This window comes from Luteimonas sp. A482 (genome assembly GCF_054072655.1).
In genome coordinates, this window is the sequence record NZ_JBSVRO010000003.1 from 294,878 (window position 1) to 307,951 (window position 13,074).

The following is a 13,074-nucleotide window of genomic DNA, read 5'->3' on the forward strand; positions in this document are numbered from 1 at the left end:
TGGATGGGGCGGGGTGGGTCCGGCGGTGTTTGGTGTTTATACTTCGCCGCTAGCTGCGGCTCCGTGTGCCGCGGGCCATATGGGTGTTCCGTGCGCAATTACGACCTCGAATTCCTCAAGCGCTTCTCGATGGTGCTCGGCTTCCTGACGTTGGTGACGTTGGGGCTGATCATCGCGGCCGTGTTCCTGCACCGGACGCTGCCCCTGGAAGTGGACCCGGCCGCGGCCAAGCGCACCGAGAACCGCATCGCGCCGGAAGGCGCAGTCTATGCCGGCAGCACCGGTGCCGCTGCCCAGGCCGCGGCTGCGGCTGCCGCCACCGCGCAGGCCGCTTCGCAGGTCGCCTATGGCGGCACGCTGGACGGCTCGGTGGTCTACCAGAACCTGTGCGCGGGCTGCCACGCCTCGGGCGTCGGCGGCGCGCCGACCCTGGCCCGCGCCCAGTGGACCGACCGCCTGGCCCAGGGCACCGAGACCCTCTACAGGCACTCGATCGAAGGCTTCACCGGCAACACCGGCCTGATGCCGGCCAAGGGCGGTAACCCCGCCCTGTCGGTCGAGCAGATGCACGCCACGGTCGACTGGATGGTCGCCAACCTGCAGTGACGCGACCGCCCGCAGCGGTCGCGATGACGCCGCCTCCGGGCGGCGTTTTCGTGTCCGCGCCCGAGGAATCCCGTATGGCCATGCCCCTCCCTCCCCTGTCTTTCGTGCTGGTCGGCCTGCTGGCCGGCTGCGGCATGCCTGCCGTCGAAGCCCCGGCCGCGGTGCCCCGGGCGGAGGGCGTGCTTGCGATCGGCCAGGTGCAGGGCGATGGCGCGGCCAGCCCGCTGCTCGACCGCAGCGTGACCGTCGAGGGCGTGGTCACCGGCAACTTCGGCCGCCACCTGGGCGGCTGGTTCGTGCAGGACGAAGGCGACGGCGATGCGGCCACCTCCGACGCCATCTTCGTGGTCGCCGACGCCGATCCCGGCCTGCGCGCCGGCGACCGGGTCCGCGTGCACGGCCGCGTGGTCGAACACGGCGAGCGCGGGCGCGGCACGCTCACCTCGCTGCAGGCCGCGTCGATCGAGGTGGTCGGGCGTGGCCAGATGGCGCCGCTGGTGCTCGACGCCGCGCCCGCCGACTGGGAGCCGCTGGAAGGCATGCACGTGCGCATCGACGCGCCGCTGACCATCGGCGGCCAGCACGAGCTTTCGCGCCGCGGGGTGCTGCACGCCAGCTTCGGCGAGCGGCTCTACACCCCGACCGAACTCGCGCCGCCGGGCCCGCAGGCCGCGCGCGTGGCCGCCGACAACGCGCGCCGGCGCCTGCTGCTGGACGATGCGAAGGCGCAGGAGCGCCCGAGCCGGGTCTGGTACCTGGAGGGCGGGCCGGCGCCGCGCTCGGGCAGCGTGATCACCCGCGCCGAGGGCATCGTCGACCAGCGCTGGGGCGACTGGCGGCTGCAGCTGACCGCCGCGCCGCGCATCGAGCCGGCCGCGCGCCCGCCGGCGCCGACCGTGCCAGGCAGCGTGCGGCTGGCCTCGTTCAACCTCGGCAACCTGTTCAACGGCAACGGCCGCGGCGGCGGCTTCCCGACCGCGCGCGGCGCCCGCACCCCGGCGCAGTGGCAGGCGCAGCTGGCCCGTGCCGCGGCCACGCTGCAGGCGCTGGACCCGCACGTGGCGGCGCTGATGGAGCTGGAGAACGACGGCTACGGCCCGGAATCCGCGCTGGCCCAGCTGGTGGACGCACTCAACGCCGGCGGCGGCGACTGGGCTTTTGTCGACGCTGGCCGGGGACCGGGCAGCGACGCGATCCGGGTCGGCATGGTGTACCGCAGCGGACGGCTGCGGCCGCTGGGCCGTCCCGTCACGCTTGAGGACGGCCCGCTCGGGCGCGGCAGCCGGGTGCCGCTGGCGCAGGCGTTCGTGCCGGTGGCGCAGGGTCGCGAGATCGGGCCGGCGTTCGTGGTCGTGGCCAACCACTTCAAGTCCAAGGGCTGCGGGGAGGCCAGCGGCGACGAGGCCGACCAGGGCGATGGCCAGGCCTGCTGGAACCCCAGGCGGGTGGAATCGGCGCGCCGGCTGGCGCGCTGGCTGGACACGGACCCGACGGGATCCGGTAGCAATCTGGTCGCGATCGTCGGCGATCTGAACGCTTACGCGCAGGAAGATCCGATTCGCCTGCTGCGCTCACAGGGCTGGAGCGATGCCCTGTCGGCTGATGCGCCGCGGCACAGCTTCGTGTTCGACGGCATGGCGGGACGGCTGGACCATGTGTTGCTCAGTCCGTCCCTGGCGAAGCGTCTGGCCGGTACGGCGACCTGGCACAGCAATGCCGATGAACCCGCCAACGCCCGCGATCGTGCAGGCAACGGCGGTGATCGTGAGACGCCTTGGCGCAGCTCGGACCATGACCCGCTGCTGGTGGGGTTGGACCTGTAGGAGCGCGCTCGCTGTCATTTCGACCGCCACCCTCGCTGTCATTTCGACCGCAGGGAGAAATCTCCGCAGGCGCCGCGGCCCGGGATTTCTCCCTGCGGTCGAAATGACAGTGTGTGGGCCTTTCCACGGCCCAAATGACAGCATCGGGGTCGGCAGCAAGGGGCGGCGGCGGCATGGGGCCGTCGGCGCCCGTGATTCCCTGCCGCAGCAGGTCACCGGCCCCTTGCAGGCGCCCGGGTATCATGCCGGGCATGGCCACCCTCCCCGACTTTCCCGCCGAATCCGGCACCCTGCTGCTGCCCGGACCCGCGGGCGCGCTGGAAGTCGCCGTCGACCCGCCCGATGGCGAGGTGCAGGCGCTACCGCTGGTCGCGATCGTCTGCCATCCGCTGCCCACCGAGGGCGGCACCATGCACAACAAGGTCGTGACCATGGCCGCGCGCGCGCTGCGCGAGTCGGGCGCGACCACGGTGCGCTTCAACTTCCGTGGCACCGGCGGCTCCGAAGGGGAGTTCGACGATGGCGAGGGCGAGCTCGACGACCTGCGCGCCGTCGCCGCCTGGGTGCGTGCACAACGGCCGGGCGACACGCTGTGGCTGGCCGGTTTCAGCTTCGGCGCCTATGTCTCGCTGCGCGCGGCGGCCGAGCTGCGGCCCGCGCTGCTGGTTTCGATCGCGCCGCCCGCCGGGCGCTGGGACTTCGACGCGATCACCCTGCCGACGATGCCGTGGCTGGTGATCCAGGGCGAGTCCGACGAGATCGTCGACCCGCAGGCGGTGTACGACTGGCTGGAGCAGACCGGCGCCCAGGCCGAACTGGTGCGCATGCCCGATACCAGCCACTTCTTCCACCGCAAGCTGATCGACCTGCGCGGCGCGATCAAGCACGGCGTGCGCGCCTACCTGCCCACCGCGGATGACTGAGCCGGACCTGGCGTCGCTGCCGTCGGCGCACTACCGCGCCGGCGTCGAACGCGGCGACTGGAGCGAAGACCCCGCACAGCTCGATGCGCTGCGGGCGCTCGACCGCATCCATGCCGCGCTGCTGCAGGCTGCGCCGCGGCGCAGCCTGCTCGACCGCCTGCGCGGCCAGAGCGTGCCCGACGCGCCGCAGGGCCTGTACCTGTGGGGCGGGGTCGGTCGCGGCAAGACTTTTTTGGTCGACCTGTTCTACGCCACCCTGCCGCTGCCCGAAGTGCGCGGCGCCGCCCTGGCCAGCGGCGCGCTGCCGCAGCCTGCGCCGGGGCGTGGCGCGGCCGGCAAGCGCCGCACCCACTTCCATCGCTTCATGCGCAGCGTGCACGCCCTGCTGCGCGCGCACGCCGGCGAGCGCGACCCGCTGGCGGCGATCGTGCGCGAGTGGCGGCGGCAGCTGCGCGTGCTGGTGCTCGACGAGTTCTTCGTCAACGACATCGGCGACGCGATGATCCTGGCGCGGCTGCTGGAGCGCATGTTTGCCGAGGGCATCGTGCTGGTGACCACGTCCAACGTCGATCCGCCGGACCTGTATCAGGGCGGCCTGCAGCGCGCGCGCTTCCTGCCGGCGATCGAGCTGATCCAGCGCCACTGCCAGGTGGTGCACCTGGACAGCGACACCGACTACCGGCTGCGCGCGCTGACCCGCTCGCCGGTGTACCGCACGCCGCTCGACGCCGGCGCCAATGCCTGGCTTGAGTCGCGCTGGCGCGAGCTGGGCGGCGACGAAGCGCACCGCGACGCCGGCATCGAGATCGACGGCCGCCGCATCGCCGTGCGCGCGCGCTGCAAGGACATGGCCTGGTTCGACTTCCAGGCGCTGTGCGAAGGCCCGCGCGGCAACGCCGACTACATCGAGATCGCGCGCGAGTTCCACACCGTGCTGCTGGGCGGGATCCCGGTGCTGGACGACCAGCGCAACGATGCCGCGCGCCGCTTCGTGCACCTGGTCGACGAGCTGTACGACAGCCAGGTCAACCTGGTCTGCACCGCCGCCGCGCCGCCGCATGCGCTGTATGCCGGCGAGCGGCTGTCGGGTGCATTCGAGCGCACCGCCTCACGGCTGATCGAGATGCAGGGCACGGACTACCTGGCGACCGAACACCGCGGCTGAGCGACCCAGCTGTCATTTCGACCGCAGGGAAAGGCGCCCCTCAACGGCGGAGCCGGTAAATCTCTGCGGGACCGCGAAACCGACACCCTGTCTCTGCCTGCCTGGAGAAGCAGATTTCTCCCTTCGGTCGAAATGACAAACCACGGGTCGAAATGACAAGCCTCGGGTTGAAACGGCAAGCCTCGGGTTGAAACGGCAAGCCTCGGGTTGAAACGGCAAGCCTCGGGTTGAGACTGCAAGCCTCGGGCTGAAATGACAAGCTCGGGTCGAGATGATGGAAGCCTCCGCCCCGCCGCTCAACGCCCCATGTACGCACTCGGCGGCTCGCCGAAGGCACGGTGGAACATCGCGGTGAACGCACTCGGGCTTTCGTAGCCGACGTCGAAGGCGACCGAGGTGATCGAGCGCCCGGCGGCGAGCAGCGACACCGCCTGCATCAGCCGCACCTGCTGGCGCCACAGCGCAAAGCCCATGCCCAGCTCCTGCTTGAAGGCGCGGGTGAAGGTGCGCCGGCTCATGCCGATCTGCGAGGACCAGGCATCGATGTCGCGCTGGTCGGCGGGGTTGGCGATGATCGCCTGGCACACGCGCGACAGCCGTGGCTCGGCGGGCATCGGCACGTGGTAGGGCGCGCCGGGCATGCGCCGGATCTCGTCGAGCAGCAGCCAGACGATGCGGCCCTCGCGTCCGTCCAGGTCGTATTCGGCGGGGAACTTCACCGCTTCCAGCACCAGCGCCTTGAGGAATTCGGAGACCTCGAGCACGCGGCAGGCGTGCGGGGCGGTGTCGTGCACCGGGTCGATGTACAGCGTGCGCAGCGACACCGCGCCGCGGCAGGACACCTCGTGCATCATCCCGGCCGGCAGCCACAGCGCGCGCTGCGGCGGGATCACGAAGCTGGTGGTGGGCGTGACCACCGACATCACGCCCGAGGACGCGTACAGGAACTGCGCGTGCGCGTGGCTGTGGCGCGGGTCGACGAAGCCGGGCAGGTACTCGTCCTGCAGCCCGATCATCGGCCGCGCCCTGAGCGGATAGTCCTGGCTGTGTTTCATCTCGGTGACATCGGCAGCGAACGTCCGATCACACCGCAATCACGCGCGCGGCGCAACCACGCCGACACGCGCCCGCGACGGCGTGGCCCGACCGCGGGAGTCTGCGACCTGTCCCCGTGGCACGGTCCGGGCGTGCGGCGCTAACGTAACGCCGCACAAGGAGAGCGCATGCACCCACAAGGTTCCAACCCGCCGCCGGCACAGGACGACGACGTCGACCCGCAGCTGCGCCAGTTCATGCTGCGCATGGCCGAAGGTTATGTCGGGCATCCGCCGCTGGACGGGCTGCCGCTGGACGATGTGCGCCGCATCACCGCCCGCGTGCGCGAGCAGTGGGGCAGCGGCGGCCCGGAGATGGCCACGCGCGAGGACGTCGATGCCGATGGCGTGCGCGTGCGCATCCTGCGCCCGACCATCGATGCGGCGCAGCCGGTGCTGGTGTACCTGCACGGCGGTGGCTGGACCCTGTTCAGCATCGACACCCACGACCGGCTGATGCGCGAGTACGCCGCGCGCGCCGGCGTGGCGATCGCTGCCGTCGACTACAGCCTGTCGCCGGAGGCGCGCTATCCGCGCGCGCAGGACGAAACGGTGGCGGCAATCGCCTGGCTGCGCGCGCACGGCGCCGCGTATGGGATCAATCCCTCGCGCATGGCCGTCGGCGGCGATTCGGCCGGCGCCAACCTGGCCATCACCAGCCAGCTGCGCCTGCGCGACGCAGGGCTGCCGACGGTCTCGGCGATGCTGCTCAACTACGGCGTCTTCAGCGACCAGGCCACGGCGTCCTGGTCGCGCTACGATGGCGCCCGCTACATGCTCGAGTGCGTGGAGATGCAGGCCTTCTGGCACAACTACCTGGCCAACCAGGCGCAGCGCACCGATCCGCTGGTGATGCCGCTGCTGGCCGACCTGCGCGGGATGCCGCCGGCGTTCATGGCGATCGCCGGATGCGACATCCTGGCCGACGGCAACCACGCGATGGCTGCGGCGCTGCGCGAAGCGGGCGTGGCGGTGGAGGCGCGCGAGTACGCGGGCGCCACCCACAGCTTCCTCGAGGCGATGTCGGTGTCCGACCTGGCCAATCGCGCGATCGACGAATCCTCGGCCTGGCTGCGGCAGGCGCTGTCGGCATGAGCGGATCGTTCGATCCGCGCGGGCCGGAGGACATCCTGGCGCTGGTGCAGGCGCATCCGCTGGCCTGGCTGGTGCCACGCGATGGCGACGCGGCGGCGACGCCGCTGCCGCTGCTCGCCGAATGCGATGGTGAGGGACGCATCATCGCGCTGTTCGGACACATGGCGCGGCGCAATCCGCTGTTTGCCGCGCTGCAGGCGCAGCCGCGCACGCTGGTGCTGTTCCAGGGTCCGCAGGCCTACGTGCCGCCGCGTCTGGTGTCCAAGCCGGACTGGGGTCCGACCTGGAACTACGCGGTGGCGCGCTTCGATACGCGGGTGGAATTCGTGCCCGACGAGACCGACGCTTCGCTGCGGCGGCTGGCCGCGCATCTGGAGCAGCACCGCGCCGAGCCCTGGACGGTGGAGCGCATGGGCCCGCGTTACGCGCAGTTGCGCGAACACGTGATCGCCTTCCGCGCGCATGTGCGCGATGTGCACGCCACCTTCAAGCTGGGCCAGGACGAGGCGCGCACCAGCTTCGACGAGATCGTCACCGGGCACGAGGATGCCGCGCTGCGCGAGTGGATGCTGCGCTTGCGGCAGGATTGAGCGCGGGTCCGAGGCGGGAGATCGCTGCAGCCATGGGGACGCGGATCGCCCAACCCGTTGCGAAATGTCCACACCTTTCCCGCCCGGAGCGGGACTTCGGATGGACGCCCGGTCCCGTCGGCGGGAAGTCGCTCTTCCCTCGGTCAGGGCTTCCTGCCCTGACTCGGGCGCGCGCCATCCATGGCGCGCTTGCCGCGACCTCCCGCCGCCGGGACCGCGCTAGTCGCGCATCTTTTCTCGCCCTTCGGCGAATCACCTTCAGTTGTCGCGGTTTCTGCCGTTTCGCATATGAGCGGGCAGCCCTGTCGGTGTCCTGATGGCAGAGCCTTCCTTGGGGCCGCAGGCACGCAGCACGGGCGGATGCCGTTGCGGTCAGGCCATCGCGCGCAGCGCGGTCATGCGCGCTGCGGCACGGCGCCCCATCGGTTGTCGGCGGCCCAGATGGCGAAGGCCAACAGTCGTGCTTCCTGCGCGCGCGTGGCGCTTGCGCCGCTGTCGCCGGCGTGGCCGGCGGCCATGGCGATGCGCACCATGATCGGACGCTGGCCGGTGGTGAGCGCGCGCGCCTTCGCCGCGAACTTCAACGGCTCGTAGAAGGCGACGCGTTCGTCAGCGACGGCGCCGGTGGCAAGCAGGGCAGGATAGTCGGCCGCAACGAGTTGCTCGTAGGGCGACCAGGCCTGCATCGCCGCGTGGTCTTCGGGGATGCGCGGATCGCCCCAGATCGGCAGCGCGCCCGCGCCCAGCGGATGCGCGTCGAAATGCTCCATGGTGTTGAGCGGATCGACGAAGGCGACCTCGGCAATCGCGCCAGCCCACAGTTCGGGCCGCATCGCATACACCGCGCCGGCCAGCAGCCCGCCGGCCGACATGCCGCGCGCGACGATGCGGCGCTTGGACGAGTAGCCGGCCGCGACGAGATGTTCGGCGCAGGCGATGAAGTCGGTGAACGTGGTCTTCTTGTTGCGGGTGAGCACAGAGCGCCACCAGTGGGTGCCCTTCTCGGCGCCGCCGCGCACGTGCGCGATCGCGTACACCCAGCCCTGGTCGACCAGCGCGATGTTGGACGGCTGGAACAGGGCCTCGACTGACGATCCGTAGGAGCCGTAGCCGTACAGCAGCAGCGGACTGCTGCCGTCGAGCGCGGCGCCGCGGCGCATCAGCACGGTGACGGGGATGTCGGCGCCATCAGGCGCGCGGGCGGACAGGCGCCGCACTTCGTAGCGCTGCGGGTCGTAGGCGGGCAGCGAGGGTGAAGACGCCGTTGCCACCGTGCCGTCGTCGAGATTTGCGCTGCAGGCGACCTCCGGCAGCCGCGGCGACTGCATGCCGAACACGATCTGTTTCGCGTGCCAGTCCTGCTGTGGCGGCATGCGCAGCGCGTAGGCCGGCTCGTCGAAGGCCAGCGTGTGTTCGCCGCCGTCGCGCCGCATCAGCACCAGTCGCGGCGCTGCGTCGCGCCACTCTTCGCGCACCAGCGCCTCGCCGAACGGATGCACGGCGGTGATCAGGCGACCGGCTTCGTGCTCGACCAGCGGCCGCCAGTGCGCCATGCCGGGCGTGGCCGGGTCGGCCTGCATCAGCTTGAAGTCGGCGGCGCCATCGGCGTCGGTGAGGATCAGCAGCTGGCCGTTCCAGTCGTCGACGTCGTAGTTCAGGCCCGGCGCGCGTGGTTCGACCAGGATCGGCATCGACTCCGGCGTGTCCATCGGCACCAGCCGCACCTCCGACTGCGCGCCGTCGTAGCTGCGCAGGACGACGTAGCGGCCCGACGCGGTGGTGCGCATCAGCAGGAACGGGCCGGGCTGCTCGACGCGGTACACCAGGGTGTCGCTGCCATCGCGCAGGTCGCGGCGATGCAGGCGGTCGGCGCGGCCCACCGCGTCGCGCCCGACCCAGTACAGCCAGCGCCCGTCAGGCGACAACGCAAAGGTGCCGTAGGCCTGCGCCACTTCGGTGACGATGCGACCGCTGTCGATCTCGCGCACGCGGATGGCGTACTGGCCGGAGCCGACGCGATCTTCCGACCAGGCGAACAGGCGCCCGTCGCCGCTGCGCACCGGTTCGCTCCAGTGCAGGGCGTAGTAGTCGCTGCCTGCGGCCTCGACATTGGGATCGAGCAGCACTTGCTCCGCACCGTTCGCGACGGGGCGGCGCAGCCAGGCGGCGTACTCCGCGCCTTCGGCCTGGCGCTTGAAGTACAGCCAGTCGCCGGCCTGCACCTCCAGCTGCGCGGCGCCCAGCGGTTCGAGCGCGGCGATGCGCGCGGCGAGTGCATCCTGCAGCTCGGCCGTGGGCGCGAGCATGGCCTCGACATAGTCATTCTCGGCCTCCACCGCGGCCTTGATCGGCGCGTCGAGCGAGGCCGGGTCGCGCAGCACCGCCAGCCAGTCCTTCGGCCGGAACCAGGCGAACTCGTCGATGCGGCTGTGGCCGAAGCGGCCGACCTCGGTCGGGATGCGCGGATGCTGCGGCGGCAGCGGCCAGCGCGCGGCGGCTGCGGCAGCGACCCCGGCGAGCGCGCGATGCGGATGCAGGACCAGTGCGCCGATGCCGGCGAGGCTGGTGGCCAGGAAGCTGCGGCGGCTGCTCAGTTGGGACTCCTTCGGGTGTTGCGGCCCTGCAGTTTGCGTTGTGCCGGGGAGTACTTGGACGGGAAGGCTCCGTTCGCCCTCAGTCGTCATCCCCCGCAAAAGCGGGGGATCCATTTTTGGCGACCTGCAGAATGGATGATCAGCCTTCGGCTGTTGAAAGGCGCTTCCAGCGTTCGCTGGCATGACGTCTGGGTTCGCTGGGATGACGGGAAGGTTGCTGGGATCCGAAGCCGGCGATTGCCAAAGGGGATCACCGGCTCTGGATAGGCAGCACCCGCCAGCTAGTACCGCCAGTGCACCGTCACCCCAAACGTGCGCGGCCGCAGGAAGCCCTGGCCCAGGCCGTAGGCCTCGGGCACGGTGCGGGTCACGCCGCGCTCGTCGGCCAGGTTGGTGCCGAACAGGGTCACGTCGGTGTTGCCGAAGCTCATGCGGAAACGCGCATCGAACTGGTGGTAGTCGCCCTGCTCGTTGGGTGCCACGCCGGGCACCGCCGAGTTGAGGTCGCTGATGCCTTCGGACAGGTAGGTGTGCGAAAGCATCAGGGCCGGCGCGTACGTGCCGTCGAAGCGCCAGGCCAGCTGGTTGGCAATGGACCAATCCGCCGAGCCGGGCAGGCGCGAGCCCTTCGGCGCGGTGCCGTACCAGAGGATGAACACGTCCTCGTCCAGCCGTGCCTGCTGCCAGGTCACGCTGCTGGTCCAGTCGAACGCCGCGGTCGGGCGCCACTGCGCCGACAGCTCCACGCCCCTGCTTGAGGCCTTGCCGCCGTTGCCGGCGTAGTTGACCACCGGTTCGGGCGTCTGCAGGCGCAGCTGGATGTCGCTCCAGTCGATGTGGAACACGGTGGCGTCGAGCAGCAGGCGGCCACCGGCGAGGTCGGTGCGGAAGCCGAGCTCGTGGTTGACCAGCGAGTCGCTGCGCGAGCCTTCCGGGATGTCGTGCTGGGTCACCGAGGAGTTGTTGGGCACGCCGAACCGGAAGCCCTCCGAACGCAGCGCATAGACCATGAAGCGGTCGCTGGGCCGGTAGCGCAGCGAGACCTTGGGCTGGAAGCCGCTCTCCTCGGTGTTGTCGTCGGCGGTCTGCGCCGACGGCAGCGGATATACGTCGACGCCCGAGGTGGTGTCGACCACCCGCACCTGGGTCTTGAAGGCACGTCCGCCCAGTCCCAGCGTCCACTGCGGATTGAGGTGGATCGAGGCTTCGCCGAACAGCGCCTGCTCCTTGCCGGTGACCTTCGAATAGAAGGCGTTGAACACATCGCCGTCGGGCGAGACCACCGCGCCGGTGCCCGGTCCGAAGCGCGGGTTGGTGGAGCCATCGAGCTGCGCGGCGAAGCCCGGCGCGCCCAGCTGCTCGTACAGGTGTTTCTCGGTGTCGAACACCATCGCGCCCAGCAGCCACTCGAAGCGGTCGTTGTCGGCCGAGGCCAGGCGCAGCTCGTAGCTGTTGCCGGTGCTTTCGCCGCCGCTGTTGACGAACAGCGGGCCGGCCGAATCGGTGCCCAGGTCGGCGTTGTAGAAGTCCAGGTAGGGCGTGAGGTCGAAACGCCAGTCCTGCGATTTCTGCTGGCGCGAGGCCAGCGCGGTCAGCGTGCCCCAGCCCAGGTCCTGGTCCCAGCGCAGGCTGTGCAATTCGATGTCGGTCTCGGTGAACTCGGGCGTGGAGGTGTAGCGCACCAGGTCACCGAGTTCCGGGATGCGGTAGGCGTTGTCGTCCGAATCGATGGTCTGCAGCAGGCTCAGCCAGGTCAGCGTGGTGGCCTCGCTCGGGGTCAGCACCATCGACAGGCGGCCGCCGGAGACGGACAGGTCGTTGGCGCCGTCCTCGCCGGTGCCGAGGTTGTCGATGTAGCCCGGCGCGCTGCGCTGCTGCGCCACGGCGCGGATCGCGAACACGTCCTGCTTCACCGGCACGTTGACCATGCCCTTGAGCGTGTAGCCGATATCGGCGTTGCGCGTCGACGACAGTCCGGCCTCGACCGCAGCATCGAAGCCGGAGGCATCGGCGGTGTTGGCGATGTAGTTGATCGCCCCGCCCATCGAGGCCGAGCCGAACAGCGAGCCCTGCGGGCCGCGCAGCACTTCCACCCGGTTGAGGTCGAAGGCGTCGATGTCGGGGATCGCGATGGTCCAGCCCGGCTCGATCAGCGGCACGTCGTTGAGGAAATAGCCGGTGGTCGGCTGGCCCTGCGGATTGCCGGCGCTGGTGGAGATGCCGCGCACCACCACGTGCGAGACGCCCGGCTGGTAGCTGTTGAAGACCACGCCCGGCGTCTTCTGCACGTAGTCGGCCAGCGACTGCGCGCCCAGGTCCTGCAGCTGCTGCTGGGTGACCGCCGACACCGACGCCGGCACTTCGCGCACCGACTGCTCGCGCTTGGCGGCGGTGACGATCACGCGGTCGAGTTCGATGGCGCCCTCTGCAGCCGCGGTGTCCTGCTGCTGCGTGTCCTGCGGTGCGGCAGCGGCCAGGCCGGCGCTGCTCGCCAGCGCGATGGCGACGGCCAGGCGCAGGCGCCGGCAGCCGTGCGCGACAACGTCGTATCCGAAACGGTTCTGCATGTCTGTCTCCCCATGTGTTCCGGCCAGCCCGGCCCTGCAGGTCGCAGGGGAGGCGCCGACACTTCGAATATGCGCGCGGCAATGGGAACCAGTTGCGTCGCGGGGGCCGGATGCCGTCGCATTCAGGCCAAGCGGGGTGAATGCAGGCACGGCGCGCACACAGACGCGCATCTGTCGGGAGTCGCCAGGCTTCGCGACGTTTCGGATTCGGTGCGCGAAGGGCGCGGCTGGCCGACGTGGAGGCCGACTGCGCATCTCACGCATTCGGTGGAGGGCGCACGGGTGGCCGTGTCGGGGCAGGCGTGGACGTTCGCGCGCGGCGGTCGTCGGTTCCACAGACCACAACATTTTCGGTTGACCGCAAAACCCGACCACACTATCTTGTGCCCTGTCGGTTCTCCGCACCTGGTGCGGGGATGAAAAGGGAAGCCGGTGACGCCAGCCCGCAAGGCTCGGCCAGTCCGGCACTGCCCCGCAGCGGTAATCGGGAACGAACCCGCCACCAGCACTGGAGCCTGCGCTCCGGGAAGCGGCGGGGGAGGTGGACGCCACGGCGTCCGGGCCCGTGAGTCCGAAGACCTGCCGACAGCCGCGCGCATGCACGCCGCGCGGTGCCG

Annotated in this window: 9 protein-coding genes and 1 riboswitch; of the genes, 6 read left to right on the forward strand and 3 right to left on the reverse strand. The window is 70.7% G+C overall.

Annotated elements, in window-relative coordinates; all coding sequences use genetic code 11:
• Positions 1-90: 90 nt before the first annotated feature.
• The 4 genes from ACW5DW_RS12035 (at position 91) to zapE (ending at position 4,517) form a co-directional block, all read left to right on the forward strand.
• Entirely contained in the window at positions 91-606 is a 516-nt protein-coding gene (locus ACW5DW_RS12035) for a c-type cytochrome (RefSeq protein ID WP_457019148.1), read from the forward strand.
• 74 nt (positions 607-680) lie between these two features.
• Positions 681-2,429, forward strand: a complete 1,749-nt coding sequence (locus tag ACW5DW_RS12040; protein ID WP_457019149.1) for an ExeM/NucH family extracellular endonuclease — start codon at positions 681-683, stop codon at positions 2,427-2,429.
• A 251-nt stretch (positions 2,430-2,680) separates the two neighbouring features.
• Entirely contained in the window at positions 2,681-3,352 is a 672-nt protein-coding gene (locus ACW5DW_RS12045) for an alpha/beta hydrolase (RefSeq protein ID WP_457019150.1), read from the forward strand.
• Positions 3,345-4,517, forward strand: a complete 1,173-nt coding sequence (gene zapE, locus ACW5DW_RS12050; RefSeq protein ID WP_457019152.1) for a cell division protein ZapE — start codon at positions 3,345-3,347, stop codon at positions 4,515-4,517. Before ACW5DW_RS12045 ends, zapE begins: the two co-directional genes overlap by 8 nt.
• A gap of 296 nt (positions 4,518-4,813) precedes the next feature.
• Here the strand turns inward: zapE and ACW5DW_RS12055 are convergent, their stop codons facing one another.
• Positions 4,814-5,572, reverse strand: a complete 759-nt coding sequence (locus ACW5DW_RS12055; protein WP_457019154.1) for a helix-turn-helix domain-containing protein — start codon at positions 5,570-5,572, stop codon at positions 4,814-4,816.
• A gap of 168 nt (positions 5,573-5,740) precedes the next feature.
• Here ACW5DW_RS12055 and ACW5DW_RS12060 point away from each other — a divergent pair, with 168 nt between their 5' ends.
• Positions 5,741-6,706 carry an alpha/beta hydrolase fold domain-containing protein gene (locus ACW5DW_RS12060; protein ID WP_457019156.1) on the forward strand — a complete coding sequence of 322 codons (966 nt, stop codon included), beginning with the start codon at positions 5,741-5,743 and terminating at the stop codon, positions 6,704-6,706.
• Positions 6,703-7,296 (forward strand): FMN-binding negative transcriptional regulator, encoded by a 594-nt coding sequence (locus ACW5DW_RS12065; protein WP_457019157.1) that lies wholly within the window; start codon positions 6,703-6,705, stop codon positions 7,294-7,296. Before ACW5DW_RS12060 ends, ACW5DW_RS12065 begins: the two co-directional genes overlap by 4 nt.
• Positions 7,297-7,691: 395 nt before the next feature.
• Here the strand turns inward: ACW5DW_RS12065 and ACW5DW_RS12070 are convergent, their stop codons facing one another.
• Both ACW5DW_RS12070 and ACW5DW_RS12075 read right to left on the reverse strand, forming a co-directional pair.
• On the reverse strand, positions 7,692-9,980 hold the full coding sequence (locus ACW5DW_RS12070) for a prolyl oligopeptidase family serine peptidase (RefSeq protein ID WP_457019158.1): 2,289 nt from the start codon (positions 9,978-9,980) through the stop codon (positions 7,692-7,694).
• Between the two features lie 191 nt (positions 9,981-10,171).
• Complete coding sequence (locus tag ACW5DW_RS12075; RefSeq protein ID WP_457019159.1) at positions 10,172-12,457, reverse strand: TonB-dependent receptor; 2,286 nt, start codon at positions 12,455-12,457, stop codon at positions 10,172-10,174.
• Between the two features lie 375 nt (positions 12,458-12,832).
• Positions 12,833-13,059, forward strand: a riboswitch (cobalamin riboswitch).
• The last annotated feature ends 15 nt before the right edge of the window (positions 13,060-13,074 follow it).